Origin of the sequence: Corynebacterium sp. HMSC08D02 (genome assembly GCF_001807505.1) — a bacterium.
In the GTDB taxonomy this organism is placed as follows: Bacteria; Actinomycetota; Actinomycetes; order Mycobacteriales; family Mycobacteriaceae; genus Corynebacterium; species Corynebacterium pseudogenitalium.
The window spans coordinates 43,175-68,987 of sequence record NZ_KV789259.1 but is presented as its reverse complement, the minus strand read 5'-3'; the positions used below and the strand labels follow the sequence as shown (position 1 = coordinate 68,987).

Below are 25,813 nucleotides of genomic sequence, written 5' to 3'. Positions count from 1 at the left end.
CTACCCCCGGTAGCACCTCTGCTTTAGTTGGAGATCCACACCCTGCACCGCCGCCGAAACACAGCGCCCCCTCAAATACGCGAGCCTGCTTTGGCCCCACCTTCTTGGTCCCCCCGAGACTGCACACGAGCGCTTCTCGACAGCTGCCACCGTGAATACTGCTCGACGCCCACTCTGCACTTCCCCACGCACCAGGCCAAAGTCGACGTGCCCGCCCCACCTCTTCAAGAGTTCGAAATCAATCAATCACGAGCAAGCAACCGTTCAAATACTTGTTGTCGAATGAGGACGTATCATTGATAACGGTTCTCATGAGACCCTTCTCACTCAAAACGGAAGATATGCCCATTTGTGGTGTATCAACCGCTAAAGGGGGTAGATCTCACAAGTACGAGGGCTTTTCGGGAATGTAAGGTAGCACTACCTAATCCCAGACAATTAAAGTCGTTGAAAAGTTACATACAACCCAAGAAGAGAGGCGAGCACCTGCCGTGAGCAGCGAAGATACGTTCGGCCAGAACGACTGGCTGGTTGAGGAGATGTTCCAGCAGTACAAACAGGATCCCAACTCCGTTGACGCGGAGTGGCGCGATCTTTTCGAGAAGAAGGGCACCCCGCCGACGGTGACAAACACCCCGGCGCCAAAAGGTTCCTCGAAGACTGCGACGAGCGTCACCAGCTCCACGAGCGCTCCTACCCAGGACGGCCGTCAAACCCAGGTAGACCGCGCAGCCGCCGAAGCAGCTCCAAAGCGCACCAAGAAGCCGACCGCTTCCCCGTTGGACAAGCTCGATAGTGTCAAGGTCACTCCAGGCGAGGAACAGCTCAAGGGTGCGTTCCGCGCTATCGCGAAGAACATGAACGAATCGCTCGAGGTGCCAACCGCCACCACCGTGCGCGATATGCCGGTCAAGCTCATGTTTGAAAACCGCACGTTGATCAATGAGCACCTCAAGCGCACTCGCGGCGGCAAGGTTTCGTTCACGCATATCCTTGGCTACGCAATCATTCAGTCCACCAAGCTCCACCCGGACATGAATAAGAACTACAAGGAGGACGGCAAGAAGTCCTTCGCAGTTCAGCCTGAGCACATCAACCTGGGTCTAGCAATCGACCTGCCGCAGAAGGACGGGTCCCGCTCCCTGGTCGTCGCTGCGATTAAGGAGTGCGAGAACAAGTCGTTTGCGGAGTTCGTCGAAAGCTACGAAGACATTGTGCGTCGCGCGCGCGACGGCAAGCTCACGATGGACGACTTCTCTGGCGTAACCATTCAGCTGACCAACCCGGGTGGCATCGGTACCCGCCACTCGATTCCGCGTCTGACAAAGGGCCAGGGCACCATCGTTGGTGTCGGCGCAATGGACTATCCTGCAGAGTTTGCAGGTGCCAGCGAGGACCGTTTGGCGGAGCTGGGCGTCGGCAAGCTTGTGACACTGACCTCCACCTATGACCACCGCGTCATCCAGGGTGCAGAGTCTGGCGAGTTCCTGCGCGATATTTCGCAGCTCCTCGTCGACGATAAGTTCTGGGATTCCATCTTCGAGTCCCTCGAGATCCCGTTCCTCCCGATACGCTGGGCGAAGGACCTGCCGAATTCCGGCGTGAACAAGGACACCCGTGTCATGCAGCTCATCGAGGCGTACCGCTCCCGCGGCCACCTCATTGCTGACACGAACCCGCTTCGTTGGCGCCAGCCGGGCCTGCAGCAACCGGACTCCCGTGACCTGCTGATGGAAACCCACGGCCTGACGCTGTGGGACCTCGACCGCACGTTCCACGTAGGTGGTTTCGGGGGCAAGGAAACAATGACGTTGCGCGAGGTGCTTAGTCGCCTACGTGCTGCCTACACCCTGCACGTCGGTGCTGAATACACCCATATTCTCGACCGCGATGAGCGTGAGTGGCTGCTCGAGCGCATCGAGGCTGGCATGCCGAAGCCGACGAATGCTGAGCAAAAGTACATCCTGCAGAAGCTCAATGCTGCTGAAGCATTTGAGAACTTCCTCCAGACGAAGTACCTCGGCCAGAAGCGCTTCTCCCTCGAGGGTGCGGAAACACTCATCCCATTGATGGACGCGGTGATTGATACCGCCGCTGGCCAAGGCCTCGACGAAGCTGTCATCGGCATGCCACACCGTGGTCGCCTGAACGTGCTGTTTAACATCGTGGGCAAGCCTGTCGCTACGATCTTCAACGAGTTCGAGGGCAACATGCAGTCCGCACAGCAGGGTGGCTCTGGCGACGTGAAGTACCACCTCGGCTTCGAGGGCAAGCACATCCAGATGTTCGGCGACGGCGAGATCAAGGTCTCGCTGGCCGCGAACCCGTCACACCTCGAGGCTGTTGACCCAGTGCTCGTCGGTATTGCCCGCGCAAAGGCGGACACGCTGCGTGAAAACGGTGTTCGCGACGACAATCCAGTAGTTCCGATTATGCTGCACGGCGACGCCGCATTCGCTGGCCTCGGCATCGTACAGGAGACGCTGAACCTGTCTCGCCTCCCTGGCTACTCCGTTGGTGGCACCGTCCACATCGTTGTGAACAACCAGATTGGTTTCACCACTACCCCTGACTCTGGCCGCTCCTCCTACTACGCTACCGACCTGGCCAAGGGCTTCAACTGCCCAGTGTTCCACGTCAACGGCGACGACCCGGAGGCAGCCGCCTGGGTTGCTCACCTGGCAACCGAATACCGCCGCGCCTTCGGCAAGGACGTCTTCATCGACCTCATCTGCTACCGTCTGCGCGGCCACAACGAGGCAGACGACCCGACCGTGACGCAGCCAGTGATGTACGACCGCATCCACTCCCACGACTCGGTGCGTACCCGCTACACCAAGGACCTCATCGGCCGTGGCGACCTCACGCAGGAAGAAGCCAAGATCGCGGCACAGGACTTCCACGATCAGCTTGACGCAGTCTTCTCTGACGTCAAGTCCGCTGAGGGCAAGCCAAGCGAGCAGACCGGCATCACGGACTCGCAGAAGCTCACTCGTGGCCTGGACACCTCGATCAGCGAGGATACGTTCAAGCGCCTTGCGGATTCGTACGGCAAGCTGCCTGAGGAATTCGAGCCGAACAAGCGCCTGAACAACGTGCTCAAGAAGCGCGGTGGTTCCTTCGAAAACGGCGACATCGACTGGGGCTGGGGCGAGCTGCTCGCTTTCGGTTCCCTTGCAGAGCAGGGCAAGTTTGTCCGCCTTGCAGGTGAGGACTCACAGCGCGGTACGTTCACGCAGCGCCACGCGGTGCTCTACGACCCGAATAACGGCACTCCGTACAACCCACTCGACGCAAACGCGGAAGAACAAGACAACGGCGGACGCTTCGAGGTGTTCAACTCTGCACTGACCGAATATGCAGGTATGGGCTTCGAGTACGGCTACACCCTTGGCAACAAGGACGCTGTCGTCGCATGGGAGGCACAGTTCGGCGACTTCGCCAATGGCGCACAGACCATCATCGACGAGTACTTGTCCTCCAGCGAGACCAAGTGGGGCGAGCTTTCCAGCATGATTGCCCTCCTGCCGCACGGCTACGAAGGCCAGGGCCCGGACCACTCCTCCGCCCGTATCGAGCGCTTCCTCCAGCTGGTCGCCGAGGGCTCGATGACGATTGCCCAGCCGTCTACCCCGGCAAACCATTTCCACCTGCTGCGTCGTCAGGCGCTCGGTGAGATGAAGCGCCCGCTCGTCGTCTTCACCCCGAAGTCGATGCTGCGTAACAAGGCGGCGGTCTCGCAGCCTGCAGACTTCATCGAGGTGGACAAGTTCCAGTCAGTTATCGACGACCCCGAGTTCGTACAGCGTGGCAACGTCAAGGTTGACGGCGCAGATCACGACAAGGTCACCACGATCTTGCTGTGTTCCGGCAAGATCTACTACGAACTGGAGAAGCGTCGTAAGAAGGATAAGCGCGACGATGTCGCCATCATCCGTATCGAGATGCTGCACCCGATTCCATTCAACCGCATCCGGGATGCGTTCGAGAACTACCCGAACGCGAAGGAAATTCGCTGGGTTCAGGATGAGCCCGCTAACCAAGGCGCATGGCCGTTCTACAACGAGCACCTGCGCACACTGATTCCGGATATGCCTGAAATGGTCCGCGTCTCTCGCCGTGCGCAGTCGACCACTGCAACCGGCGTGGCGAAGGTCCACCAGGAAGAGGAGAAGACTCTGCTGGATGAGGCGTTTGCGAAGTAAGTAGCGCTTACACGCAATGGCGCCCCAACCGCTTACTGCGGTTGGGGCGCTTCCCTGTTGAGGATTCACTCATTTGGCTTGCGCCTAGGGAGTAGCTGTCGCCTCGGCTTCCCCGCCGTTGGCATCTGGGTTTTCAACGTTGATGCTGGCGTATTCACGGAGCCAATCCGCAGTAACAACGCGCGGTTCTTTGCCCTGCGCGACTTCCTCGCTCATCTCTTCCAACTGCGCTGTGCTGAGCACGCGCGTCATCGCGTTGATGCGCCTGACTTCCTTGCGAGCAAACTTTGATTTGTAGAACAGCGGGATGACGCTGTTAGGAAGGTGCTCGAGCTCCACGTGCGACGCACAGCCCTGCGCAGGGGAAGGGTCAACCGATTGGATGTTGCCGGGCAGCGCACCCGCAAGAAGAGCGAACGTCGCTTCTGACGGATCCGCACCGTCGAGACGATCGTGCGCTATATCGTTGTCGAGCTCCTTCGCTCCGTGTGCGTCTAGCGCTTGCAACAGAACACCAGAGCACGCAACGACCATATCGACGTCTTCTTCTTGCAGCAGTTCGGCTGCATTTCGGGAGTACACGTCATTGAACGGGACTACCCCGGCAGGATGTCCCATCGCTGTAATGATCTCGTAGTAGATCTCCCCCAGCACTACCTGTTCAGGTTCTGAGGTATCAATTCCGATTTTGACGATGTTGCCGCGGGATTCGCCGTTGACAAACTTCACCGGTGAAAGCGAGTCATCTGTGCAGCCAGTCAACCCGCCGACAAGGCTCGTTGCCAGTGCCGCAGCAATCAGTGTACGGAGAGGACGCAGGGACACCATAAATACCTTCTTCGTAGTGTGCTCAGACGAGCCTGGAAAACAGAGTTAGTCTAGCGCGCTGCGTTGTCTTCGGAGGCGTCGCTATCGGTGGCCGACGGCTCAGTTGGCCGTCCAGTGACGCGCTGTGGGTGCATTGCGGCGATCATGTCGCGGGCTCGACGCGCAGCGTCAGGTGCGCAAAGCACATCGTATCGGCGTGCGACGATGCTTGTCGCTGAGGCGAAGTCACGCTTTCCACCTGTAAACGCGTAAGCGATAGCTGCGAAAACTGCTCCGAACACGCCACCCATCGCGACGCACGAGGCGAAGATGCCCCACCCACCTTCTTCCGCGAACAGCGAGAAAATGATGCCGATGAACATGCCCATCCACAGGCCCGATAGTGCGCCGCCACCAAGTACCTTGCCCCACGTGAGGCGGCCCGTAATACTCTCAACCTGCATCAAGTCCACACCGACAATTGTGAGCTTCTCTACCGGAAATTCCTTGTCCGACAGCGTGTCAACTGCTTCTTGTGCCTCCTGGTAGGTATTAAAACTGCCTACCGGCCACCCTGTTGGCACTTCGCGCGCTACCAGGCGGTTGTTGTTGAGTTGGGCCATTCGTTGTCACTCCTCTGCTCGTATGAACATCCAGCTTCTCTGACTATACTGAAGCCCGTTATGGCAAACGCAGAACTCATTTCAGAATTCCAGGTCCGCGAAGCGCTTGCTCGCGTTGACGATCCCGAAATTGGAAAACCCATTACCGAACTCGGGATGGTGGAGTCCGTACGTATCGACGGCCCCAACGTCACCGTCGGCATTTACCTCACCATCGCGGGCTGCCCGATGCGTGACACCATCGAGGGCAACGTCCGCGCAGTCGTAGAGGAAATCGACGGCGTGGAGAACGTGACAGTCACGCTTCACACTATGAGCGCGGAGCAGCGTCGCGAAATGGCCTCGAAGCTGCGTGCACAGCAGCCCGGGCCCGACATCCCTTTCGCTGACCCGTCGTCGCGCACCCGGGTGTTCGCGGTAGCTTCAGGCAAAGGTGGCGTCGGCAAGTCCTCGATGACAGTGAACTTGGCCACTGCAATGGCAGCACAGGGCCTCAGCGTCGGAATTGTCGACGCCGACATTTACGGGCACTCCGTCCCTGGTCTCCTCGGCTCTTCCGACATGGGGCCGACTGTGGTCGAAGAAATGATCATGCCACCGATCGCACACGGCGTGCGCCACATCTCTGTGGGGCAATTTGTGGAGGGCAATGCCCCTGTGGTTTGGCGTGGACCGATGCTCACCCGCGCAATCCAACAGTTCCTGTCTGATGTGTACTGGGGCGATCTTGACGTACTCTTCCTTGACCTTCCACCGGGGACCGGCGATGTGGCGATCACAGTGGCGCAGCTGATTCCAAATGCCGAACTGCTCATTGTTACCACTCCGCAAGCAGCCGCAGCTGAGGTCGCTGAGCGTGCCGGCACAATTTCTCAGCAGACTGAGCAGCGAATTGCTGGCGTCATCGAGAACATGGCCGGGATGGTCATGCCTGACGGCTCCGTCATGAATATCTTTGGTGAAGGTGGTGGCCAGCAGGTTGCGGAGCGCCTGACCGCGCTCACAGATAGTGACGTGCCGCTGCTAGGTTCCATCCCGTTGGATCCGAAGCTACGAGAAAACGGTGACACCGGAACCCCTGTCGTCACAGCAGAACCAGACTCCCCTGCCGCTGCGGCGATCCAGGAGATCGTCACCAAGCTGAAGATTCGCCGTAACTCACTTGCTGGCAAGTCCCTCAACCTTGGTGTGAAGCACACTGACGAATAGATCGGTGGGAACTAGGTAACGTCAGTCCAGGAGAATCCCCCTCCACTGGGCTGTCCCCCGTCCTCCGGCCCTTTCTTTGCCCGGGACTGTGGCTTTGATGGTTGGCGAGCCAGAGGCGCATCGTCTTCCATCATTTTGCGCGGATCAAAACTTTCGAGAAATTCCTCGTCATCTTCGAAGAAAAACTTCGCCATCGCGCGCTTTGGCCCCATCGACGCATACTGCGACACCGTATCCAGTGGCTTGCGTAGCTCCTCAAACTCCTCGAGCTCACCGTTGAGCTCCCGCTTCGCGTTGTTGATCGCCTTGCGCGCAGCGTAAATGGCTGCGCGGACATCCTCGATAACGCTTGGGAGCCGCTCCGGACCAATCACAATGAGGCCGATGATCAGGATGAAAAAGACTTCACCCCAGCCAATACTGGAAAACACGGATCACATCCTACTCTCGGTGCCGCAGCGCCCGAAGCGTGGCGTCAACGGCGGCCACAATCGGTGATCGTTCCTTGTGATGAGCATCTTCACCGCAAGGCTCGGCAGGTTGCATCTCGTGGCACAGGCCGCTGAGCTTCGCCACCAGCGAATCTGGGGCTCGCAGGTCGTCATCCTTGCAGGCCTTTACACGTGCGGACGCTCGCCGCTGCACAAGAACATCTTGGAAGCACTCTGGGCACTCCAACATATGTTTCATAGCGCGACGGCTTGCAGAGCGCGAAAGTTCACCGTCTGCGAAAGCTGCAATTGCTTCAGGGTTCAAATGCTCAGTGGAACAAAACGCTCGCATCGGTAACGCTCCTTTCGCATCCGTAGTCAACCACTATCTCGCGCCCTAGCGTAGTCGAATTAACTCTTCGGTGGCGACGTCATGCCGCGCCTGCTCCTCGAGCGATTCACGCAGCTGAGTTCTACCGCGATGGATGCGTGAACGGACGGTACCCATCTTGACTCCAAGCGTCTCAGCGATTTCTTCGTACGTCATACCGACGACATCGCAAAGCACCACGGCAACGCGGAAGTCCGGACTCAATTCATCGAGTGCGTGCTGCAGGGCAGGATCGAGGTGCGCGACGTTATACGCCTGCTCCGGAGTCATATCAGTGCCGGGAACGCGCTCATAGTCTTCCGGGAGTGCTTCCATCCGGATCTTCGCCCGGTGGCGCACCATATCAAGGAACAGATTCGTTGTAATCCGATGAAGCCAGCCACCGAACGCACCCGGTTGGTAACTCTTTAAGTTACGGAACACGCGGATGAAGGTTTCTTGCGTAAGATCTTCCGCGTCGTGCTGGTTACCTGAAAGACGGTACGCAAGGCGATACACACTGTCGGCGTGCTCTGCGACGAGCTCAGCCCACGAAGGCATCGCCCCCACCCCAGCATCAAATGCAGCCGTACCGCGCAAATCTTCGGGCGCGACGGAATCATGTTGGGCGGCAGCATCATCAGGTTGCATGCTTCATATTGTGGCAGATTGAAATCGCATTCACCAAAGGAAAATTCGTAAAGGTTACTGCATGCGCGTAGCACACACGCTGTGAGGACAGTTCTGGTTATGATGTTGGCTGTGAGTGCGACCGCTTTTGATCAGTTGACAAATTACATCCATCAGTCTTTCACTGATGCCGAGCAACAGCCGTTCCCTGCTGCTTTCCGCGAAGCGTTGAAGTACGCCAGCGTAGAAGCGCAGGAGAACGGAGTCCGTGCGCCGTCGGTCATCGTCGGCACGTTACTTTCGACGCTCGCTGCAGCCTGCCCAAGTGGTCAGTCGCAAGGCGCAGTCGCCATCACTCCGGCTGCGGGCGTCGTCGGGCTCCACCTGCTGCGTGGTCTTCCAGAGCGCGCATCGCTTACCTGCATCGAACCCGAGGTCACGCTACAAACCGGCGCAAAGGAGGCATTCCGTGCCGCCGAGTACCCAACCTCCCGCACACGTTTCCTCACCGCGCGCCCGCTTGAGGTTATGGGCAGGCTTGCGAACGACGCCTACCACCTCGTTTACGCGGATGTCTCGCCGATCGAGTTCACCGCGGTTATTGATGCCGCCTGGCCGCTCCTCAGCGAGGGCGGCACGCTGATTCTCGCCGACTCTCTGCTGGACGGTACCGTCAGCGATTCGACACGCAGGGACCGCGAAACCGAGGCAGCACGAGAGGCAGATAGGTACGTGAGCAGCCTCGCCGCCGACCACGGAGCGCTCGTAGCTCGCCTGCCTCTCGACGGTGGCCTGACCATCATTACGAAGCGCTAGCTCTACGTACGCACGAACAAGGCCCGCTCGAACTTCGCTGAGCTTCGAGCGGGCCTTGCCTATGAGTGTCAGTTATTCCTGAACCACCTGATTTTTGCCGACGACCACTACGCCGTTGTCCGAAACAGTGTAGCGTTTGCGGTCCTTTTCAAGGTCGACGCCAATAATTTCACCGTCAGCTACATAGACGTTCTTATCGAGGATGCAGTGGCGGACCACCGCCCCTTTACCGATGCGCACACCTGGCATCAGCACAGAACCTTCAACGGTCGCGCCTTCCTCAACACGCACATCCGTGGAAAGCACTGAATTGCGTACGGTAGCGCCCGAGATAATTGATCCCGACGCCACCATCGACTCCTGTGCGATACCTCCCACGACAAACTTCGCTGGTGGAAGGTTGCCGTCCTCTGTGGAGTGAATCGGCCACGTCGAGTTGTACAAGTTGAACACTGGGTACGAAGAGATGAGGTCCATGTGCGCCTCGTAGAAAGAATCAATCGTACCGACATCTCGCCAGTATCCCTTGTCGCGCTTTGTCGCGCCGGGCACTTCGTTCTGCGAGAAGTCGTACACATTTGCTTCGCCCTTGCGCACGAAGTACGGGATGATGTCGCCACCCATATCGTGATCAGAGTCCTCGTTCTGCTCGTCCTCGAGCAGCGCTTGAATCAGTGGTTCCGTAGAGAATACGTAGTTACCCATCGAAGCGAACGTCATATCCGGATCGTCCGGGGTTCCTGGTGGATCCGCGGGCTTCTCCAAAAACTCGGTGATGGTGCCGTCCTCTTCGGACTGGATGCAGCCGAACGCCGTAGCTTCTGATCGAGGCACGCGGATACCGGCCACCGTTGCAGCCTTGCCTGACTTGATGTGGTTCTCCACCATCTGCGAAGGATCCATCCGGTAGACGTGGTCTGCGCCAAAGACCAGCACGTAATCCGGCTTATCGTCGTAAATGAGGTTGAGCGACTGCACAATCGCGTCTGCAGAGCCGTTGTACCAGCGCTTGCCACGACGTTGCTGCGCCGGCACCGATGCGATGTACTGCGGAGTCGGGCCAGATACGTTCCAAGCCGTCGCCACGTGCCGGTCCAGCGAGTGCGACTTGTACTGTGTCAACACTGCGATTCGCATGTACCCAGCGTTGACCAAGTTCGACAGAACAAAATCAATTAATCGATAGTTGCCTCCAAAAGGAACGGCCGGTTTAGCTCGGTCCGCGGTCAACGGAAACAGGCGCTTCCCTTCGCCACCGGCAAGGACAATTGCAAGTACTCTAGGCTGACTTCTCACGCTTCCGAGCCTATTGAAAACTTCGTGACCTTGCAGCCTTTTGCCTCCTAAAGTGGGCAGCGCTACATTTCAGTTTTTGCTTTCCTGCACCGACGTGAATTCGTCACTATGCTCGGGCGGTATGAGAGTCGGAATGATGACCAAAGAGTATCCTCCCGAGATTTACGGGGGAGCCGGAGTCCACGTCACAGAGCTCACTCGCTTTATGCGGGAGATCGTTGACGTCGATGTTCACTGCATGGGCACTCCCCGCGACATGAAGGACGTTTACGTCCACGGGGTTGACCCTGCCCTTGAAAACGCGAACGGTGCCATCAAGACCTTATCGACGGGCCTTCGGATCGCCCACGCCGCCAACAATGTTGACGTGGCTCACTCCCATACGTGGTACGCCGGGCTCGGTGGCCACCTCACAGGCCTTCTCTACGACATTCCGCACGTTGTCACTGCGCACTCTCTCGAGCCTGACCGCCCTTGGAAGCGCGAGCAGCTCGGCGGTGGCTACAACGTTTCCTCGTGGAGCGAGAAGAACGCTTTCGAGAATGCGGACGCAGTCATTGCCGTTTCCGCGGGTATGAAAGAAGCCATCCTTCGTGCCTACCCGAGCATCCCGGCGGACAAGATTCACGTCGTACTCAACGGCATCGATCCGGCAAAGTGGTACCCCACCGAGGGAACCGTCCTGACAGACCTCGGTGTAGACCCGGCGAAGCCGATCGTCGCGTTCGTCGGTCGAATCACGCGCCAAAAGGGCGTCGCGCACCTCCTCAAGGCGGCGTCGCACTTTGAGGAAGACGTCCAGCTCGTGCTGTGCGCAGGTGCGCCTGATACACCGGAGATCGCCGCAGAGACGAAGGGGCTCGTCGAAAAGCTACAATCTGAGCGCGATGGTGTGTTCTGGGTACAGGACATGTTGCCGGCAGAAAAGATCCGCGAGGTCTACTCCGCAGCCGACGTCTTTGTGTGCCCGTCAATCTACGAGCCGCTTGGCATCGTGAACTTGGAGGCCATGGCATGCGAAACCGCTGTTGTGGCATCTCGCGTGGGTGGCATCCCGGAGGTCGTCGTGGATGGTGAGACGGGTGTGCTCGTTGACTACGACAAAACGCAGCCGGAAGCCTTCGAGCGGAATCTCGCCGAGGCAGTCAACCGGGTGGCTGGTGACAAGGATCTCTCCCGAAGGCTGGGCCAAGCTGGCCTGACGCGCGCCCGCAATGACTTCTCGTGGAAGACAATTGCGCAAGACACCGTCAAGATCTACGAACAACTCACGAAATAACGCAGGGGTGAACACCACTTAACGATGAGTACTTTCCGACCAGAACTTCACGTCACCGCAGACAGTGGCATCCTCGAGGGGCCAGCTGGTGTCATTTTCGACGGGCGCGAAGGAGAAAACAATTGGCATATTTTCTACCAATACCGCCCCACACCCGAAGCCCCGAGCCGCTGGGGCCACAACGTCAGCGACGGCGACCCGTTTAGCTGGGTCGAATGCAACGATGCCATCGTCCCCGCCGGTGGCGAATCCGCGGTTCGAGCAGGTGCCGTAATTGGTGCGCCGGAAGGCATCTACCTGTACTTCACTTCAGCAACTGCTGCTGGCAACACCATCCAGCTCGCCCACGCGCCTGAGCTGGAAGGGCTGTGCGATGAACTCCTCGAAGATACAAACGCCACACCTGGCGTGCAGCGACTTGGCGATATCGTCGAGGACACGCCTGAGTACAACAACTTCCGCTCGCCCTGCGTCGTTCCTGACTGGAAAGATGACGAGCGCGAGGAGCACGATGGCTGGCTCATGCTGGCGATCACGGGCAGCGTCGATACGCCGAAGCCAGTCGTGCTTCGCTCTATCGATGGCGTTGAGTGGCGCTTCGAAGGACCTCTCACTTTTGATGGCGACCCCGGAATCGACCTCGATGAGACGCTGGTAGCGCCACGTATTTGCAGGCTCCGCGATGAAGTTGATTCCAAGATCTACGACGTCTTCTTCTTCACGCTTGAGCGCGGTGGCAAAGACCGTTCGGCCTACATCATCGGCAAGCTGGAGAACAACACGTTCCGGGTAACCACACCTGCACAGGCGCTCGATTTCGGGCACGATTTCACTCGCCCCCGCAACACCAACTACCTCCCGGTTGCGATGGACCCGGCGCAGCGCTACCAAGGCACCTATCTCTTTGGCTTTATGACGCCCTCTGGCCGCCAAGGGTCCCCGACGAAAGAGCCGAACTGGGAAACCGAAGGCTGGGCAAATACGCTCACACTGCCACGCTATGTCACGCTCCAGGATGGTCACCTGTACCAGGTACCTGCGCCAGGGCTCCCCGAGGCGGTGAGCACGACGCGCGGCGCCCATTTGTGGACTGCGCTATGCGAGATCTCCGCAGGTGGCAGTGTCGTCGCTGAGATTGTCGACGGTAATGGTGAGGTCGCAGCTCGGGTCACCCATGCTGGCGACAAGCTCACCGTCGATCGATTCGATGGCCAAGTTGCGGAAGCCGAAATCGGCGAGGACGAGGAAGATACCATCACGGTTATCGTGGACGGTTCGACGCTCGAGGTCTATGCCGACGGCGGTGCAGTAGTGATGTCCTCGCGCATCTGGCCGGAGAACGGATGCATCGGCATCCGCTCCCGCGCAAAGGGCGACGCCAGCATCTTGAACGAGTGGCGTCGTAGTCGCTAGGTGCTTCCTGAGCGGAACGGCTTACGCCTTGCGCAGGCGCACGAGCTGTGCATGCGCGGTTACGGTCATGTGATCCGGCAGGGCGTCAAGACGACGCGCCAACTCGCCCCGCTCAATGTGGCGGGCGGATGGGCTCATTCCGACCTGGGCCGCGATAGATTCGCGGTCCAAACGCATCGGGAAGACAAGTTCCTTTGGGTCTTCGGCCAGCTCCAGGTGGCCCTCTGACTGCTCGACGAGGCGGTCCAGCTTGCCGGGCTCGACGCCTAAGATACCGAGGGGTTCACGCAGCTCATCGAGGTGGCCTTGATCCGCAATGAGCGCTACAACCTGGCCGTCATCCGCAAGCACGCGAGCGAATTCTGCTGGGTTACGCGGGGCAAACACCACGGTAATCGCGTGGATGCTCCCGGTCGCAATTGGAAGCTGTTGCCACACATCGGCCACAATCGAGCCGATTCGCGGATGTGCCTTTGCAAGATACTTCGCAGCTGGAACCGAGATATCAAGTCCGACGCCGCGCGCGCCAACCACGGAGTCCAGGGTGTGCGACAGGTAGTAGCCGGTCCCCGCGCCAACCTCGAGGATCGCCGGGTGGTCTTCCTCAGGCGCGCTGAGGTCAAGCACGTGTTCTACGTGCTCCGTCATCGCTTCAACGAACGGGGCGAAGTGCCCCTGCGACAAAAATGACTCGCGGGAGAGGACCATCTCCAACGAGTCACCGACATGTTGCAGACCTTTTCCGCTCGCCAGCGTAACGTAGCCCTGCTTCGCCACATCGTACGAGTGGCCACTTTCGGAAACGAGGCGTGAAAACTCCTCTTCACCACAAAGAGGAGTAAGGTCTATAGGATCTGCCAGCACATCAATTATGTCTTTGAGCATGCTGGATATATTACCTTAAGTTTAGAGAATTCTTATCCTACGGCTTCAATCAGCAGATTTCCGAGCTCAGTTGCCTCTTCCTTGCTCATCTCGATGACCAGGCGGCCGCCCCCGTCGGACGGAATTCTCATGACAATCTTCCGGCTTTCTTCTGCGGCTTCCATTGGTCCATTACCGGTGCGCGGCTTCATTGCTGCCATCTGTCGCTTCTCCTTCAGTCAAAACGTTTGTATCCAATACTACGCTGTTTTCGGTTAGCTGACTGATAGTCGGAGCAAAGCCGTACTTTTCACCGAGTGCGGTAAGCAGGTCATCGACCTGGTCCATCCGGTAGCCACGGTGCACCACTTCAAGGTGCACGTCTCCAATGTTGCCCTCCTCAACTGCGAGCCGGTTCGCGGACTTGACGTCCTCGGTCTCCATCATGGGTGGCAGCTGTTCGCCGCGCCCAAACAGCTGGCTAAAGAGCAAGAAACCAAGCACGCAAAAAACGGCAATGGCGATAATCAGGATGATCCAAGAAAGCATGTCATCATACTAGCGTTCAGCGCTCAGAATTTCGCACCAGGGCGGCCGTTGCCTCGTCTTCTGTTCGGAACCTAGCTGTCCGGATACCAACGCCCTGTCGAGAATTGTCGACGCCACCACGTCCGCCATCGGCCCCAGCTCCTCAAGCGGGCGGTTGCGGTGTACGCGAGTTCCAAGATCCGCTTCCGCAATAGCATTGCGTCCATACCTGGCGAAGGTGTCGATGAGCAGCCCCGACTCAACGCCGTATCCCGCCACGAACGGCAGGCGCAGCGCTGTATCTCGCCGTATTGCATATTCGCCGGCCAGTGGCTGACCAATATCACTCAATGCTGGGAAAAACCGTCGTAGCAAAGGCTTTGCAGTCAGTTCCGTGACACGCCCGCCGCCAGAAGGCCGCCCGTCCAGGGATCTTTTGTAACGAGCTTTCACAAGGTGGATCTCCGGGGTCTTGAAGGGCTCGATGAGTGCATCAATCCACCACGGCTCGAGGGAGGTGACGTCGGCGTCGATAAACACGACGAACTCTCCGCGCGCGGCCTTCACACCGCGCCACAGTGCTTCGCCCTTGCCTTCCTGCGGTTCAATCGCGCTGACCTCGCGCCAGTTCACCACACGAGCCCCCGCCCTGGCGGCAAGCGTCGCGGTGTCGTCGTGTGAATCCGAGTCGATGACCAGTACTTCCCCATCGCGCCGAACTGCATCTGCAACGCAGCAGCGTCGCACAACGTGTCCGACGGTTGCGGCCTCGTTCAGCGCCGGGATGACCACACTGACGCGCACTACGCAAGCCCCCGCACGGTATTGATCGGTGGCATATGTCCCTGGATGGCGGCGGTCATTCGGATCACGTCGAGGGTTTCGGCGACTTCGTGGACGCGAAAGGCTGCGACACCGCGTGCGGCGGACCACGCTGTCGCTGCGAGCGTCCCTGCGACTCGCTCGCCAACTGCACGGTCGAGCGTCTCGCCGACGAAGTCTTTGTTGCTCAGCGCCATGAGCACTGGCCACCCTGTTGCGACGAGCTCGTCGACTCGGCGCAGCAACTCCAGTCCGTGGAAGGTGTTCTTGCCGAAGTCGTGCGTTGGGTCGATCATCACGAGATCTTCGGGCACGCCGCAAGCAACGGCGCGCTCGGCGAGCGCTGTGGTTTCCCGGATGACGTCGGCGACGACATCGTCGTAGTGGACGCGGTGTGGGCGTGTGCGAGGTACCGCACCGCCGGTGTGGGAGCAGACGTACCCAACGCGATGCGCCCCGGCGACCTCGACAAGCTCGGGATCGTAGCCAGCCCAGGTGTCGTTGATTAGGTCCGCACCCGCCTCGATTGCGGTCTGTGCGACGTCGGCGCGCCAGGTGTCCACGCTGATGCGTATTGACGGGTGCCGGAGGCGGATGCCCCGGATGACAGGGACGACGCGTTCGATCTCCTCTGCGGGGTCGACTTCGTCGCCGGGACCTGCTTTTACCCCGCCGACGTCGACAATCGACGCTCCCTGCGCGATCACCGTATCGGCTCGATCCAGCGCTTGCTCTATCGCGAACGTTGCTCCTTTGTCGTAAAACGAATCTGGCGTCCGGTTGATGATCGCCATAACCTCTGCGATGCGGCCAGGCATCTCTTAGACGTCCTCGTTGTGAGCATCTCGCAGGCGCGCGTCTGTCATCACCTTATGTGCGTGCACGATGTGCGCGATCGCGTCGTCGACGGAGTCGGTGACGTAGAACAGGGATTCATCGCCCGGCGAGATGAGGCCGCGGCCAAGCAGCTGCTCCTCAATCCACGCAACCAGGCCGGACCAGAACTCGGTACCCATGAGCACTATCGGGAAGTTGGTAACCTTTTGGGTTTGCACCATCACGAGCGTTTCGAACAGCTCGTCCATGGTCCCGTACCCGCCCGGCAGCGCGATGAACGCCTGCGAGTACTTCAAGAACATTGTCTTGCGCGCGAAGAAGTAGCGGAAGTTCAGGCCGAGGTCGACCCAATCGTTAAGCGTTTGTTCGAACGGCAACTCAATGCCGAGCCCCACCGAGATGCCGTCGGCATCGTGGGCACCGCGGTTCGGCCCCTCCATCAAGCCTGGACCGCCACCAGTGATGACCGCGTATCCCGCCTCGACGAGCGCCTTGCCTACCTCGCATGACAGCGCATACTCTTCCGTGCCTTCGTTGAGGCGTGCGGAGCCAAACACAGTGACCGCCTTCGGCAAGTCGCTCAGTGCGTCGAAGCCTGCGACAAACTCAGACTGGATTCGCATCACACGCCACGGGTCCGCGTGCTTCCAGTCGTGGTCGCTGTAGCCCAAGGACTCCAGGAGGCGACGGTCGTGCGTCGTCGGCTGTTCGGTGTCCTCGCTTCGCAGCATGATTGGGCCGCGCAGTTTTCGCTCCTTGTCCGGTCGCGGTGACTTGTGAGGTGCCATGGGTCCTTCCTTCCTCAAAACACGTTGAGTTCGACTCTGCCAAAAACTTATATGCTAGGCCAACCCCTCCCCCGCTTGTCGTCCGAGTCCGGCCCTTTGTGACTGTGCGTTTAAGATGACAAGCATGTTACAAGGAGCGCAGGCCACAGGTATTGCCAATATTTCGCTGGACGGTACGGTACTCGACACCTGGTACCCTTCCCCTTCACTTATCGACGACCCCTCCGGCCTCACTTCCGGATCCCGCAGAGTCAGCGCGCACGAACTTGGGGACGCATTCCTCAGCCTGGTGGGCATGGACTCGGACCGGCTCGTCGAGCACGTGCCGGTGCGCACCACAATCGCGGACCTGTCCCAACCCCCTGTGGATGCCCACGACGTATATCTTCGGCTCCACCTGCTCTCCCACCGCCTGGTGCGCCCCTTCGAAGTCAACATGGAAGACTGCCTCGAACACCTCGAGCCGGTGGTATGGACGAATAAGGGCCCATGCTTGGCGGATAACTTCGAATTCGTGCGAACTCGCCTGCGTAGCAGGGGCAACATCCACGTCTACGGCATCGAGCGGCTTCCCCGCATGGTCGACTACGTGGTGCCGACTGGGGTCTCAATCTCCGAAGCGGAGCGCGTCCGCCTCGGGGCCTACTTGGCTCCGGGAACGTCCGTGATCCGTGAGGGCTACGTCTCACACAACTCCGGAGCTCTTGGACCAGCAAAGATTGAGGGGCGACTCTCCTCCGCTGTCACGGTTGGTGAAGGTACCGAGGTTGCGTTGTCGGCGGTGCTGATGGCTGCGCGCGGCAGCGGACATAACCGGATCCCGCTACGAGTCGGACGCAATTGCACGCTTCACCCCGCATCGGGTGTAATCGGGGTGGATCTCGGGGACAACTGCGAGATCGGTGTCAATGTGATGCTGGAGCCGTCGACAATTATCTACGACACAAGAAATGAGACACACATCCCAGCAAGTGAGATTGCTGGTCAGAGTGATATCAGCATCCACCAAGAGCCGGCAAGCACCACGCCCGTACTGCGCGCGCGAAACAGCTAACGCTCTACTTTTACGGGCCGAATTCGCAGAGCACGGGGCGACACAACTGCGAATGATAGGCATGAAAGTACATGAGTGTTTAAGGTAATTGCCATGTCTTTGAAAGCTTCATCGGTTGTGGCCCCAACTCGGGCGTCGACATCGTTACAGCGCGGACTGAAGACCCGGCACCTGACCATGATGGGCCTCGGCTCAGCAATTGGCGCCGGGCTCTTCCTTGGCACTGGTGTGGGTATCGCCGCAGCAGGCCCCGCTGTCATCATTGCGTACATGATCGCTGGCGCAATCACCGTGTGCATCATGCAGATGCTCGCGGAGATGGTTGCCGCGCGCCCTTCTTCGGGCACGTTTTCTACCTACGCGGAGCAGGCCTTCGGTCCGTGGGCAGGCTTTGCCATCGGCTGGCTCTACTGGTTCATGATGATCATGATCATGGCCGTCGAGATCACCGGCGCTTCCGCCATCATCGCATCATGGCTCGCGGTGTCTCCGTGGATCCCGGCGCTGACAGCGATTGTTATCTTCACGGCGATTAACTTCGCCGCAGTGCGAAACCTCGGCGAATTCGAGTTCTGGTTTGCCCTGATTAAGGTCACCGTGATTTGTCTCTTCCTCGCCCTCGGCGTGGCGTTGTGGCTGGGGCTCCTGCCGGGAACGTCGTTCGTCGGCACAACGAACATTGCCGAGTTCGGGTTCATGCCGAACGGCTGGGGTGGCGTCGCCACGGCACTGCTCGCAGTTGCGTTCGCATTCGGCGGTATTGAGCTGGTCACCATCGCGGCGGCCGAATCCGAAGACCCCGAGGTTGCCGTGCACTCTGCGATCCGCTCCATCATCTGGAGAATCGGCATCTTCTACATCGGATCCGTGTTGCTCATCGTCTTGCTGCTGCCATACGAAGACATCGGTGGGGCGAACGACGCTTCCGAGTCCCCGTTTACCGCCGTGCTGCACTTGGCAAACATTCCGGGCGCGGTAGGCATTATGGAAGCCGTCATCGTCATCGCGCTGCTCTCCGCGTGCAACACACAGATCTACGGTTCTTCCAGGTTCCTCCACAACCTGGCCCTGCGCGGCGACGCCCCCGAGGCTTTCGCACGCACCGACCACCGCGGCGTACCGATGCGCGCCGTCGTGCTCTCCGTGTTCTTCGGCTTCGTAGCTGTCGCACTACAGTACTGGAATCCCCCTGGACTGCTCGCATTCCTGCTCAACGCGGTAGGTGGCTGCCTGATCGTGTTGTGGTTCGCCATCACATTCTCGTTCCTGCGCATCCACCCGCAGCTCGTGAAGCGCAACGAGATCACGCACGTTCGCATATGGGCTCCACGAGTCTTGCCGTGGGCAACAGTTGTACTGGCGGGAGCCATCGTGGTGCTAATGCTGACCAACCCTGACGGCCGCTTCCAAATGTTCGCGGTAGCAGTCGTCGTGGGCATCATTTCAATCGCTGGTGTCCTCTGGACCCGCACCGACACTTTCCAACAACGCGCTAAGGACGCCGCCGAGAGGAACATCCGATGACAACTCAACGCAACACTGAATCCGACGACACCACGCTGGGCACTGGCCTCAAATCGCGTCACCTGACCCTGATGGGTCTGGGCATGGCGGTAGGCGCCGGTCTCTTTCTCGGAGTGGGCGTCGGCATCCGGGCCGCAGGCCCCGCCATCTTGGTCGCATACGCGATCGCAGGCCTGATTGTTATCTCGGTTATGCGCATGCTCGGCGAGATGGCTGCAGCCCGCCCATCCTCCGGCTCGTTCGCGACGTACGGGCGCCAGGCGTTCGGCCACTGGGCCGGCTTCCTGTTGGGCTGGCTCTACTGGTTCCTCCTCATCATGGTTGGTGGCGCCGAGATCACCGGCGCAGCCGCAATTATGTCTGGCTGGTTTGGCGTCCCCCAATGGGTTCCAGCGCTGGTCACAGTGGTATTCTTCGCTGTCATCAACCTCGCGCAGGTGAAAGGCTTTGGCGAGTTTGAGTACTGGTTCGCCATGATTAAGGTCGCCGTCATCATCCTCTTTTTGGTCATCGGCGCCGCGCTCTTCCTCGGCATCCTCCCCGGCCACGACTTCGTCGGCCTGGACAACGTCCGGGAGTCGGGCTTCATGCCGAACGGCTTCGCCGGCGTCGCCGCTGGGCTGCTCGCCGTGGCGTTCGCCTTCGGCGGTATCGAGGTTGTCACCATCGCGGCGGCAGAGTCGGAGAACCCCGCGCAGGCCGTCAAGCGCGCGGTCAACTCCATTATCTGGCGCATCGCGCTCTTCTACATCGGAAGCATCATCGTCATCATCTTGCTGATCCCATATGCTCAAATCGACGGTGCCGACTCCGCAGCAGATTCACCATTTACCCAGGTGCTCAGCATGGCAAACATCCCAGGCGTGGTCGGGTTCATGGAGGCCGTCATCGTGCTGGCGTTGCTCTCCGCGTTCAATGCCCAGATTTACGGCACGTCTCGCCTCGCCTACCAACAGGCGCTCGAAGGCGACGCGCCGCGCTGGCTTCGCGCCACGAACAAGAACGCCGTCCCAATGAACTCCGTATTGGTGTCGATGTTCTTCGCCTTCGCCGCAGTCGGCTTGCAGTGGTGGAACCCACCAGGGCTGCTCGACTTCCTCATGAACGCCGTCGGTGGCTGCCTCATGGTCACGTGGGTAATGATCACGCTGAGCTACATCCGACTGCACCCGCAGATCAAGAACTCCGCAGTGCAGGTACGCGGAGCGACCTGGGTTCCGTGGGCAACGCTGATTGCCCTCGTGGGACTCACCATCCTCATGCTTTTCGACGCCTCCACCAGAGGCCAAATTATCGCGGTCCTCATCGTCTCCGCGGTATTGATCGGCGCATCTTTCCTGGTGCGCCCATCCAAGGAAAGCGTCTAACGGGCAAGCACAACTAGGAAGACGCGGACGTTTTCGGAGCTGTTTTCGGCTTCGAAAACGTCCAAATTTTATTAATGATGTAGTTCACCGGTGTCGCGATCAGCGTCGCCAGGCCCTGCGACCAGTAGGACTTCGTGCGAAGACCGGTGGAGTCGTCGAAAATGCTGTCCGGCAAACCAATTGGGGAGTTCGGGTTCATAAACAACGTCAAGAACACCAGCGAAACAACGAATGCCATCACGCCGGTGGTGAGGAACGGGAAAAACCCGCGGATCCACGAACGCCGCTGCGGGCCCCGGAAGGTCCACGACCTGTTGAGCTGGTAGTTCCATGTGTTCGCCACGAGAAACGCCACGGTAGCAAGCACGTGATACCAGCGGACGTTAAAGCGGGTGCCGAAAAGGTTGAAGAAGATGTCGCCCTCATGCAGATTGAAGCCGACTTCGATCGCTTTCTTGGTGAGGTAGAACACCAAAAGATTGACCAGGACGCCGGAGCCTCCCACAATGCCGAAGCGCAAAAACTCGCGCAGGCTTCGAAGCGCACGCATCCCACGATGCTCTGTTGGAGTGGTCACGTGTTACTCCGAGAGTCGCTGTGCGGCCTCAGCGATGGCCTCGTCGGAAGCCGTGAGACCAACTCGAACATGCTGCGAGCCGCCAGGGCCGTAAAAGTCCCCTGGCGCAACGAGGATTCCACGCTGCGCGAACCAGTCGAGCGTCTGGCGGGCATCTGCGCCTTCCCTGCGTGTCCACAGGTACAGCCCGGCCTCGGAATGCTCAACGCTGCACCCTGCCGCGAGCAGCGCGCGCAAGAGTGTCACCCGACGGTTGGCGTAGCGAAGCCGCTGGAGTGTTTCGTGCTGATCGTCGCGGAGTGCAGCCAGCGTTGCTGCTTGGATTGGTCCTGGCACCATCATTCCGGTGTGCTTGCGCAACAGCAGAAGTTCTTGCACCAGCTTCTCGTCACCAGCGATGAAACCGACTCTGTAGGAGGCCATATTCGATGTCTTTGACAGCGAATGCAAGACCAAGAGGTTGGTGTTGTCACCACCGCTGACCGCCGGGTCAAGCAAAGATACTGGCGCACGCTCTTCGTCCCACGCCAGACCCATATAGCACTCATCTGAAACGATGATCGCGCCGGTGTCCCGCGCGTAGTCAACCCATACGCGCATCTCCTCTGCGGAGAGGACGCGACCGGTTGGGTTGCTCGGGGTGTTTAAGAATACTAGGGACGCACCATCGACTGGAACGTCAGATCGCACGACCTTGCATCCCGCTATGATCGCGGCCACCTCGTAGGTTGGGTACGCGATCTCCGGGATCACCACTATGCCACCGCGCAGGTTGAGCAGGGTTGGAAGCCACGCGACAGCCTCCTTTGTGCCGATGACGGGAAGCACAGCGTCTGTGTGCAGGTCCTGAATGTTGTATCGGCGCTCCAGCGAGTCGGCAATCGCTTGGCGTAGTTCCGCCGACCCCTGCGTCGGCGGGTAGCCAGGCGCAGCGGCATGCTCAGCCAGGGCAAGCTGGATGGAAGGGTCGACTGAATCTACCGGTGTCCCGACCGAGAGGTCAATGAGTCCGCCGGGATGGCTGGCTGCCTTCTGCTTGACATCGAGGATGGTATCCCAAGGAAACTCCGGTAGCTGCTCCTCTAAGCCGGCGCGATGGTGCGTGCTCATGCAGGTTTAACCGTCCTGGTTCTGCGGTGGTAGCGCCTCCACGAATGGGTGGTCGAAATCCTGTGGCCCAAGCTTTGTCGCCCCGCCTGGCGATCCGAGCTCGTCGAAAAAGCCGACGTTTGCGTCGTAGTACTCGGCCCATTCCTCCGGGGTGTCATCCTCGTAAAAGATGGCCTCTACCGGGCAAGCTGGCTCACATGCACCGCAGTCGACGCACTCGTCTGGGTGAATGTAGAGCATGCGCTTGCCCTCATAGATGCAGTCGACTGGGCATTCTTCGACGCAGCTGCGGTCCATTACGTCCACGCATGGTTGAGCAATCACATAAGTCATGCGTTCCAGTATGTCACTTTCGACCGAAAAGGGGCCAAACGCCCCCACCCAAACCCGCAAAAAGGAGCAGCAGCGTCAGCGGGCTCGCGGGGAGCACGACCGCTCCCCGCGCCGGGAGAGCGATAAGCAGAACAAAGAAACCTACCACCCAAACAATGAGTGGAACGAGCTTGACCAGCAGATGATCTGACCACAGCGCCGCAGTCTTCGTGAGCACCGCATTAAAGAGCGCAGCGATGACTGCCGTAAACGGCACCGCGATTCCAACAATACGTGTGTCCAAGTTGACAGCTTCTAACAAAAGTGAAATGAGCGCGCCGACAGAAAGCCAGATGAGACCTGCTGCTTTCTCGCCGCGGGCAATGTCCGCCTTGAAACGGGTTTCAGTCATCGCTCAAGTCCGCTGAGCACATCCGACGTGTCGACGACCGCTTCGCCACCGCCCAGTTGGAAATGCTCCCACGGCTGAATCGGCTGCACAATCAAGTTGGACAGCGCGTAGTACATGACTGGCCCCTTGCCCAGCACCGCGTGCGGGTTCGTCGCGCTGGTCCGCCCGTCCGCAACCCAGATTTGTGTCGCATGCGTCGCCATCGCAGCGATCTTGGCGCTGTACGCCTCACCGTCCAGGCGCACCGAAACATCGACGCTGTCCACGCCGTCGAGCTCGCCAGGCTTTGGCAAGCGCCAGCCTTCAGGCGCGACCTCAGGCAAAAGTGCGTCGGTTTCCTCCCTCTTGCGCACTGCCCACAGGATGCGCGGGATATCAAACTCCTCAGCGGCCTCGTGCACGATCTCGTGCGCACGAATATGATCCGGGTGCCCGTACCCACCGTCGGGACCGTAGGTCAAAACGAGGTGTGGACGCTCCCGGCGCAGTACTTCCAGCAACGCGTCGACTGCGCGACGCCCGCTATTGACAAATGCACGTGGGTTCTTGCTGGCCTCCGACCCCGCCATCCCACTGTCACGGAAACATCCTGCTCCGCCGAGAAACTCGCCACGAACACCTATTGCCTGGAGCGCGCCGTGCAGCTCCGTAATGCGGAACCCGCCTAGCTGATCACCATGGTCATTCGTCAGCAGTTGATATGGCTCTCCAATGACCTCGCCTTCCTCTCCTAACGTGCAGGTCACCACTAATACGTCTGCGCCGCGTCGCGCGAGGTCAAACAGCGTTCCTGCCATGGTGATGGACTCGTCGTCGGGGTGCGCGTGCACGGCGAGCACCCGGTAGCCCTGTAGGTCACGGGAGTTGTGCATGATTAATCCGATCTCCTTCGTTTCGTTTCGGTTGCAGGCGCCACGAAGCGGCCGTCGATAAGCCTGCTTTCCAGTTATTCAAATCTGCATCCGGCCCGATTATGCCCTCCCCGAGGGCGATAATACGACGCTCGCGCGCAATCGGCATCCATAGTGCCTCTTGCTCGAGCACCTCATTGACCGCCTCGGTGGCCTGCTTAAGCCCGTACGAACCGGCCAAGATTTCTTTCGCAAGCCCCACCGACTGAGGTTCACAAAAACCGGCGAGGTTGCCTGCACGAGGGGCGCCAGCGACGCAGTCCAAGCGACTCGCAGCATCCGGCAAATTTTCCGGATCGTGTTGCCACGCCACCAAAACATCAACGGTATTTTCCTCGAGACCTGAGCGAATCAGCGAACCGAAATCCGTCGCGACAACTCGTGCCGACACTCCACGATCGTGCAGCATGTCCGCCATCGATCGAGCCGCTGCTACCGCTGCGGGATCTGCAAGATCGGCACCAATGCGAATCGCACCGTGAGCCGCAACGTGTTGATACACCGCGTGCGGCTCATGCGTGCTCACTTGACCGTGCTTTGCAACCGAAACATCAGCCGTGCGGTCCAACGCAATGCTTGCAAGCAGCGGAACGTCGATCAGCGAACGAAGCTCCGAACGAACCTCAGGCGACATCCCAGACGTCGCAGAAAGCACAGCGCCTAGCACCCGTGGCGTATCGAGCATCCGCGTCTGCACACCCGGTACCAGGCTGAGCACGCGCCCGGTCGTCTCGCTAGGAACCCGATCCACAAACACCAGCTGGCCGGTGCGCAGCTGATCTGCAATCTGGGTGGTCCCGCGTACCGCGTGCAGCGTCAAAATATCTATCTTGGCAGGATTGGCCGCCCAAAACCTATCATTGCGGTTCAGCGTAATCGTTCCACGACCACGGTCTACCCCGCGCACCATGTACCGGCCAGCAGAAACCGGAATCGTGTCGCGCAGCGCCACCCCGAAATCAGAGCCGTCGGCTGCAAACACATGCGCCGGCAGCAAGTGGTCGAAAAGGCCACGCCAATCCGCAACCGGCTCAGCGAAGTCAACGTCGACGACCTTGCCCGTCGCGCCACTGACACGCACGGCATCGATCGCGCGATACCCGGCCGGGTTTCGCACCCCTGGTGTGTCCCGCATCCCCCGCCACAGGTACACAAAGTCCGCACCGGTCACCGGCGTGCCATCAGACCATTGCGCGGTCTCGCGAATGATGTAGCGCACCGTCATTGCACGCGGCGATTCTGAGAGCACCGTCGCCCCATTGAGCAGTGCGGAATTTCTCACCCCATCATGAAATGCGCTGGGAAGCACCAGATTCGCCACACTCTTCACAACCGCAGATTCATCAGCGATAAGGTGCGGGTTCAGCCCGTTTCGGAGCGAATCCACACCAACCTCCACCTGGGAGCGCACGCGAGTCTTGCCCTCCGGTCGAGCGGAAGTAGTCGTGGAATCCTCTTGCTCGTACATCTCACGAGCAGCAACATCGTTCGGATCAACGAGAGGCGGCGGGCCAGGCGACGCGGCGCATGCAGAAAGCGCAACCACGCCAGAGCACGCAAACAGCGCCACGCCGACTCGCAGTGATCGCGAGCGACGTGGCGCTGAAAAGATGTGCGGATTCATCGCA

The 25,813-nt window shown here is 59.5% G+C and carries 26 protein-coding genes; 8 read left to right on the top strand and 18 right to left on the bottom strand.

The genetic code is table 11. The features are described 5' to 3' along the window. The first annotated feature begins 491 nt into the window (after positions 1–491). Entirely contained in the window at positions 492–4,205 is a 3,714-nt protein-coding gene (locus HMPREF3170_RS10090; RefSeq protein ID WP_070479457.1) for a multifunctional oxoglutarate decarboxylase/oxoglutarate dehydrogenase thiamine pyrophosphate-binding subunit/dihydrolipoyllysine-residue succinyltransferase subunit, read from the top strand. 84 nt (positions 4,206–4,289) lie between these two features. Here HMPREF3170_RS10090 and HMPREF3170_RS10085 read toward each other — a convergent pair whose 3' ends face one another. Both HMPREF3170_RS10085 and HMPREF3170_RS10080 read right to left on the bottom strand, forming a co-directional pair. Further along, on the bottom strand, positions 4,290–5,030 hold the full coding sequence (locus HMPREF3170_RS10085; protein ID WP_141742279.1) for a type 2 periplasmic-binding domain-containing protein: 741 nt from the start codon (positions 5,028–5,030) through the stop codon (positions 4,290–4,292). A gap of 53 nt (positions 5,031–5,083) precedes the next feature. Further along, a complete protein-coding gene (locus HMPREF3170_RS10080) occupies positions 5,084–5,635 on the bottom strand; it encodes a YflT domain-containing protein (RefSeq protein ID WP_070479453.1) in 552 nt (183 codons plus the stop codon). A gap of 60 nt (positions 5,636–5,695) precedes the next feature. On the opposite strand from HMPREF3170_RS10080, the gene HMPREF3170_RS10075 reads away from it, so the two are divergent. After that, the gene (locus HMPREF3170_RS10075) at positions 5,696–6,844 is read left to right on the top strand and encodes an Mrp/NBP35 family ATP-binding protein (protein ID WP_070479451.1); all 1,149 of its coding nucleotides are present in this window, start codon (positions 5,696–5,698) and stop codon (positions 6,842–6,844) included. 11 nt (positions 6,845–6,855) lie between these two features. Here the strand turns inward: HMPREF3170_RS10075 and tatB are convergent, their stop codons facing one another. The 3 genes from tatB to sigE are packed head-to-tail and all read right to left on the bottom strand — an operon-like array spanning position 6,856 to position 8,296. After that, complete coding sequence (gene tatB, locus HMPREF3170_RS10070; protein ID WP_070479449.1) at positions 6,856–7,275, bottom strand: Sec-independent protein translocase protein TatB; 420 nt, start codon at positions 7,273–7,275, stop codon at positions 6,856–6,858. 10 nt (positions 7,276–7,285) lie between these two features. Beyond that, entirely contained in the window at positions 7,286–7,627 is a 342-nt protein-coding gene (locus HMPREF3170_RS12065; protein WP_070362675.1) for a zf-HC2 domain-containing protein, read from the bottom strand. A gap of 45 nt (positions 7,628–7,672) precedes the next feature. After that, positions 7,673–8,296 (bottom strand): RNA polymerase sigma factor SigE, encoded by a 624-nt coding sequence (sigE, locus tag HMPREF3170_RS10060; RefSeq protein ID WP_070362676.1) that lies wholly within the window; start codon positions 8,294–8,296, stop codon positions 7,673–7,675. Positions 8,297–8,398: 102 nt separating this feature from the next. On the opposite strand from sigE, the gene HMPREF3170_RS10055 reads away from it, so the two are divergent. Beyond that, positions 8,399–9,091, top strand: coding sequence for an O-methyltransferase (locus tag HMPREF3170_RS10055; protein WP_070363543.1), 693 nt, complete (start codon positions 8,399–8,401; stop codon positions 9,089–9,091). A gap of 72 nt (positions 9,092–9,163) precedes the next feature. On the opposite strand, the gene glgC is transcribed toward HMPREF3170_RS10055, so the two are convergent. Further along, positions 9,164–10,387 carry a glucose-1-phosphate adenylyltransferase gene (glgC, locus tag HMPREF3170_RS10050; RefSeq protein WP_070479448.1) on the bottom strand — a complete coding sequence of 408 codons (1,224 nt, stop codon included), beginning with the start codon at positions 10,385–10,387 and terminating at the stop codon, positions 9,164–9,166. Positions 10,388–10,508: 121 nt separating this feature from the next. Between glgC and glgA the strand changes: the two genes are divergently transcribed. Together glgA and HMPREF3170_RS10040 are read left to right on the top strand one after the other, a co-directional pair. After that, complete coding sequence (gene glgA, locus HMPREF3170_RS10045) at positions 10,509–11,666, top strand: glycogen synthase (RefSeq protein ID WP_070362678.1); 1,158 nt, start codon at positions 10,509–10,511, stop codon at positions 11,664–11,666. A 24-nt stretch (positions 11,667–11,690) separates the two neighbouring features. Beyond that, the gene (locus HMPREF3170_RS10040; RefSeq protein WP_070479446.1) at positions 11,691–13,079 is read left to right on the top strand and encodes a GH32 C-terminal domain-containing protein; all 1,389 of its coding nucleotides are present in this window, start codon (positions 11,691–11,693) and stop codon (positions 13,077–13,079) included. 21 nt (positions 13,080–13,100) lie between these two features. On the opposite strand, the gene HMPREF3170_RS10035 is transcribed toward HMPREF3170_RS10040, so the two are convergent. Genes HMPREF3170_RS10035 through HMPREF3170_RS10010 form a run of 6 tightly spaced genes read right to left on the bottom strand, consistent with a single transcriptional unit; the run spans position 13,101 to position 16,918 of the window. Further along, positions 13,101–13,964, bottom strand: a complete 864-nt coding sequence (locus HMPREF3170_RS10035; RefSeq protein WP_070362680.1) for a methyltransferase domain-containing protein — start codon at positions 13,962–13,964, stop codon at positions 13,101–13,103. 32 nt (positions 13,965–13,996) lie between these two features. Beyond that, positions 13,997–14,164: a DUF3117 domain-containing protein gene (locus HMPREF3170_RS10030; RefSeq protein WP_070362681.1), complete on the bottom strand. Its 168-nt coding sequence runs from the start codon at positions 14,162–14,164 to the stop codon at positions 13,997–13,999. Then, positions 14,136–14,492 carry a hypothetical protein gene (locus HMPREF3170_RS10025; protein ID WP_070362682.1) on the bottom strand — a complete coding sequence of 119 codons (357 nt, stop codon included), beginning with the start codon at positions 14,490–14,492 and terminating at the stop codon, positions 14,136–14,138. The genes HMPREF3170_RS10030 and HMPREF3170_RS10025 overlap by 29 nt, the downstream gene beginning before the upstream one ends. A gap of 9 nt (positions 14,493–14,501) precedes the next feature. Next, the gene (locus tag HMPREF3170_RS10020; RefSeq protein ID WP_070479444.1) at positions 14,502–15,275 is read right to left on the bottom strand and encodes a glucosyl-3-phosphoglycerate synthase; all 774 of its coding nucleotides are present in this window, start codon (positions 15,273–15,275) and stop codon (positions 14,502–14,504) included. Then, positions 15,275–16,111 (bottom strand): dihydropteroate synthase, encoded by an 837-nt coding sequence (gene folP, locus HMPREF3170_RS10015; protein ID WP_070362684.1) that lies wholly within the window; start codon positions 16,109–16,111, stop codon positions 15,275–15,277. The genes HMPREF3170_RS10020 and folP overlap by 1 nt, the downstream gene beginning before the upstream one ends. A gap of 3 nt (positions 16,112–16,114) precedes the next feature. Beyond that, positions 16,115–16,918 carry an LOG family protein gene (locus HMPREF3170_RS10010; protein WP_070362685.1) on the bottom strand — a complete coding sequence of 268 codons (804 nt, stop codon included), beginning with the start codon at positions 16,916–16,918 and terminating at the stop codon, positions 16,115–16,117. A gap of 115 nt (positions 16,919–17,033) precedes the next feature. Here HMPREF3170_RS10010 and HMPREF3170_RS10005 point away from each other — a divergent pair, with 115 nt between their 5' ends. From HMPREF3170_RS10005 to HMPREF3170_RS09995, 3 genes are all read left to right on the top strand, one after another. Next, positions 17,034–17,972 (top strand): 2,3,4,5-tetrahydropyridine-2,6-dicarboxylate N-succinyltransferase, encoded by a 939-nt coding sequence (locus tag HMPREF3170_RS10005; RefSeq protein WP_070479443.1) that lies wholly within the window; start codon positions 17,034–17,036, stop codon positions 17,970–17,972. A gap of 93 nt (positions 17,973–18,065) precedes the next feature. After that, positions 18,066–19,496, top strand: coding sequence for an amino acid permease (locus HMPREF3170_RS10000; protein ID WP_083290978.1), 1,431 nt, complete (start codon positions 18,066–18,068; stop codon positions 19,494–19,496). Continuing rightward, the gene (locus HMPREF3170_RS09995; RefSeq protein WP_070479441.1) at positions 19,493–20,863 is read left to right on the top strand and encodes an amino acid permease; all 1,371 of its coding nucleotides are present in this window, start codon (positions 19,493–19,495) and stop codon (positions 20,861–20,863) included. The genes HMPREF3170_RS10000 and HMPREF3170_RS09995 overlap by 4 nt, the downstream gene beginning before the upstream one ends. Before the next feature lie 13 nt (positions 20,864–20,876). Here HMPREF3170_RS09995 and HMPREF3170_RS09990 read toward each other — a convergent pair whose 3' ends face one another. From HMPREF3170_RS09990 to HMPREF3170_RS09965, 6 genes are read right to left on the bottom strand one after another with little or no spacing between them, the layout of a single operon-like run. Then, entirely contained in the window at positions 20,877–21,413 is a 537-nt protein-coding gene (locus HMPREF3170_RS09990; protein WP_070362689.1) for a GtrA family protein, read from the bottom strand. Positions 21,414–21,443: 30 nt separating this feature from the next. Then, on the bottom strand, positions 21,444–22,550 hold the full coding sequence (gene dapC / locus HMPREF3170_RS09985; protein ID WP_070479440.1) for a succinyldiaminopimelate transaminase: 1,107 nt from the start codon (positions 22,548–22,550) through the stop codon (positions 21,444–21,446). A gap of 6 nt (positions 22,551–22,556) precedes the next feature. After that, positions 22,557–22,883: a ferredoxin gene (fdxA, locus tag HMPREF3170_RS09980; RefSeq protein WP_070362691.1), complete on the bottom strand. Its 327-nt coding sequence runs from the start codon at positions 22,881–22,883 to the stop codon at positions 22,557–22,559. 13 nt (positions 22,884–22,896) lie between these two features. Then, a complete protein-coding gene (locus HMPREF3170_RS09975; protein WP_070479438.1) occupies positions 22,897–23,274 on the bottom strand; it encodes a hypothetical protein in 378 nt (125 codons plus the stop codon). After that, complete coding sequence (mshB, locus tag HMPREF3170_RS09970) at positions 23,271–24,146, bottom strand: N-acetyl-1-D-myo-inositol-2-amino-2-deoxy-alpha-D-glucopyranoside deacetylase (protein ID WP_070479433.1); 876 nt, start codon at positions 24,144–24,146, stop codon at positions 23,271–23,273. The genes HMPREF3170_RS09975 and mshB overlap by 4 nt, the downstream gene beginning before the upstream one ends. After that, positions 24,130–25,809: an ABC transporter family substrate-binding protein gene (locus HMPREF3170_RS09965; RefSeq protein WP_070479431.1), complete on the bottom strand. Its 1,680-nt coding sequence runs from the start codon at positions 25,807–25,809 to the stop codon at positions 24,130–24,132. The genes mshB and HMPREF3170_RS09965 overlap by 17 nt, the downstream gene beginning before the upstream one ends. Positions 25,810–25,813 lie beyond the last annotated feature (4 nt).

Excerpts from the sequence above, each read along its gene's own strand:
- HMPREF3170_RS10080 (WP_070479453.1), bottom strand. The coding sequence starts at position 5,635 with ATGGCCCAACTCAACAACAACCGCCTGGTAGCGCGCGAAGTGCCAACA.
- HMPREF3170_RS10075 (WP_070479451.1), top strand. The coding sequence starts at position 5,696 with ATGGCAAACGCAGAACTCATTTCAGAATTCCAGGTCCGCGAAGCGCTT.
- HMPREF3170_RS12065 (WP_070362675.1), bottom strand. The coding sequence starts at position 7,627 with ATGCGAGCGTTTTGTTCCACTGAGCATTTGAACCCTGAAGCAATTGCA.
- sigE (WP_070362676.1), bottom strand. The coding sequence starts at position 8,296 with ATGCAACCTGATGATGCTGCCGCCCAACATGATTCCGTCGCGCCCGAA.
- HMPREF3170_RS10055 (WP_070363543.1), top strand. The coding sequence starts at position 8,399 with ATGTTGGCTGTGAGTGCGACCGCTTTTGATCAGTTGACAAATTACATC.
- glgA (WP_070362678.1), top strand. The coding sequence starts at position 10,509 with ATGAGAGTCGGAATGATGACCAAAGAGTATCCTCCCGAGATTTACGGG.
- HMPREF3170_RS10040 (WP_070479446.1), top strand. The coding sequence starts at position 11,691 with ATGAGTACTTTCCGACCAGAACTTCACGTCACCGCAGACAGTGGCATC.
- HMPREF3170_RS10035 (WP_070362680.1), bottom strand. The coding sequence starts at position 13,964 with ATGCTCAAAGACATAATTGATGTGCTGGCAGATCCTATAGACCTTACT.
- HMPREF3170_RS10030 (WP_070362681.1), bottom strand. The coding sequence starts at position 14,164 with ATGGCAGCAATGAAGCCGCGCACCGGTAATGGACCAATGGAAGCCGCA.
- HMPREF3170_RS10025 (WP_070362682.1), bottom strand. The coding sequence starts at position 14,492 with ATGCTTTCTTGGATCATCCTGATTATCGCCATTGCCGTTTTTTGCGTG.
- folP (WP_070362684.1), bottom strand. The coding sequence starts at position 16,111 with ATGCCTGGCCGCATCGCAGAGGTTATGGCGATCATCAACCGGACGCCA.
- HMPREF3170_RS10010 (WP_070362685.1), bottom strand. The coding sequence starts at position 16,918 with ATGGCACCTCACAAGTCACCGCGACCGGACAAGGAGCGAAAACTGCGC.
- HMPREF3170_RS10005 (WP_070479443.1), top strand. The coding sequence starts at position 17,034 with ATGACAAGCATGTTACAAGGAGCGCAGGCCACAGGTATTGCCAATATT.
- HMPREF3170_RS10000 (WP_083290978.1), top strand. The coding sequence starts at position 18,066 with ATGTCTTTGAAAGCTTCATCGGTTGTGGCCCCAACTCGGGCGTCGACA.
- HMPREF3170_RS09995 (WP_070479441.1), top strand. The coding sequence starts at position 19,493 with ATGACAACTCAACGCAACACTGAATCCGACGACACCACGCTGGGCACT.
- HMPREF3170_RS09990 (WP_070362689.1), bottom strand. The coding sequence starts at position 21,413 with ATGCGTGCGCTTCGAAGCCTGCGCGAGTTTTTGCGCTTCGGCATTGTG.
- dapC (WP_070479440.1), bottom strand. The coding sequence starts at position 22,550 with ATGAGCACGCACCATCGCGCCGGCTTAGAGGAGCAGCTACCGGAGTTT.
- fdxA (WP_070362691.1), bottom strand. The coding sequence starts at position 22,883 with ATGACTTATGTGATTGCTCAACCATGCGTGGACGTAATGGACCGCAGC.
- HMPREF3170_RS09975 (WP_070479438.1), bottom strand. The coding sequence starts at position 23,274 with ATGACTGAAACCCGTTTCAAGGCGGACATTGCCCGCGGCGAGAAAGCA.
- mshB (WP_070479433.1), bottom strand. The coding sequence starts at position 24,146 with ATGCACAACTCCCGTGACCTACAGGGCTACCGGGTGCTCGCCGTGCAC.
- HMPREF3170_RS09965 (WP_070479431.1), bottom strand. The coding sequence starts at position 25,809 with ATGAATCCGCACATCTTTTCAGCGCCACGTCGCTCGCGATCACTGCGA.